The organism is Dietzia sp. B44 (assembly GCF_014145245.1).
Lineage (GTDB): Bacteria > Actinomycetota > Actinomycetes > Mycobacteriales > Mycobacteriaceae > Dietzia > Dietzia natronolimnaea.
On record NZ_JAALEF010000266.1, the window covers coordinates 10,564 to 11,971 of the forward strand.

The 1,408-nt window shown below is 71.7% G+C and carries 2 protein-coding genes and 1 pseudogene; 2 read left to right on the forward strand and 1 reads right to left on the reverse strand.

Features of this window, described 5'->3' with window-relative positions:
- A pseudogene (locus G6017_RS09505) lies at positions 1-247 on the forward strand (SPFH domain-containing protein); the annotation flags it as partial.
- A 55-nt stretch (positions 248-302) separates the two neighbouring features.
- Positions 303-947: a TetR/AcrR family transcriptional regulator gene (locus G6017_RS09510; protein ID WP_179523648.1), complete on the forward strand. Its 645-nt coding sequence runs from the start codon at positions 303-305 to the stop codon at positions 945-947.
- Between the two features lie 9 nt (positions 948-956).
- On the opposite strand, the gene G6017_RS09515 is transcribed toward G6017_RS09510, so the two are convergent.
- A partial coding sequence (locus G6017_RS09515) for a DUF1731 domain-containing protein (protein WP_182617108.1) occupies positions 957-1,408 on the reverse strand: 452 nt, incomplete at its 5' end.

Sequence of the window (1,408 nt, forward strand, 5' to 3'; positions counted from 1 at the left end):
CGCCGCGGAGGGGGCGTCGTCGTCCGCGACCGCCACGGAGAAGCCGAAGTCCAAGCCCAAGCCCGGGGTCTTCGACATGGTCCCCTCGTCCGAGGGCGGGATCGCCCCGGACGACACCCCCGCCCTCTCGGGCCCGCAGGGGGCACAGCCGGGGCAGCCCGCCGGCATCGACCCCGGCGTGGATCTCGAGCAGGGCCTGCAGCAGGGCGCATACCCGGTCGACGAGGCCGGCCGGGACCGTCCCTGACCCGATCCGGCCGGGTCGCGGGCGCCGCCACGACCACTGGAAGTAACATGCCCGTGTGGCACGTAACAGTGGACGCGGTGGCGCCCAGCCACCCGATGCCGAGGACATCCGTCTGATCGAGGCGGCGGCCTCGGTGTTCGCGGAACGCGGTATCAAGGGCGCGAGCACCGACGACATCGCCAGAGCGGCCGGGGTGACGCGGGTGACGTTGTACCGCCGGCTCGGTCCGCGCGAGCAGATCCTCCGCGCGCTGTACGCCCATGAGGCGCAGCGACTGATGATGTCGGTCAACGCGCGGTTCACCCCGTTCGAGTCCCTCGAGTGGGATCCGGTCCGGCACGTCGAGGACCTGCTCGTCGGTACGGTCTTCGACATCCGTAGGAGCGAACTGCTCCAGCGCCTCGTCGAGGTGGACAAGGTCGAGGCCATGGCGATGCTCGCCGGTCAGTCCGACTCGGTTCTGGGCGCGATCACCGGGATCGTCGCGGAGTTCATCCGGAGCACCTGGAACGCCGACGTCCACACCCGACCGATGGACGCGGACGAGTTCGACACGCTGTCCCGCGAGGTCGGCAGTGTCGTGGGCCGCTTCCTGCACTCCATCGCCGTGATGCCGGACGGCCCGCCCGTCCTGGAGACCGAGGACGAGATCCGGGCGCTGGCGCGGCGGGTGCTGGTCCCGATGATCCTGCAGCGCTGAGGCAGTGCCTCAGAGCGCTGCGGGCACCTTCTCCCCGCCCAGTTCATGGGCCAGCGCAGCCCTGAGCCCGGGGTAGCGGAACGGGTGGTCGACCGCGCGCAGGAGCGCCGGGTCGACCCTCTGGTCGGCCAGCGCCAGCTCGTCCGCCCCGCGGCTGCCCAGGACCAGGCCGGGCGCGAAACCGGGGACCGGGACCACGGTCGGACGGTGGAGCACCGAGCCCAGGACGCGGGTGAACCGCGCGTTGGTGACCGGTTCCGGAGCGACGGCGTTGACTGTTCCGGTCAGCGACGGGTCGACGACGGCACGGAGGTAGATGTCGGTGAGGTCGTCGAGTGCGATCCAGGACATCCACTGCCTGCCCGACCCCAGTCGCCCACCCAGGCCCGTCCGGGTGATGGCGGCCAGCGGGGGCAGCATCCCGCCCGCTCCGGACAGGACGAGCCCGGTGCGCATGGTCA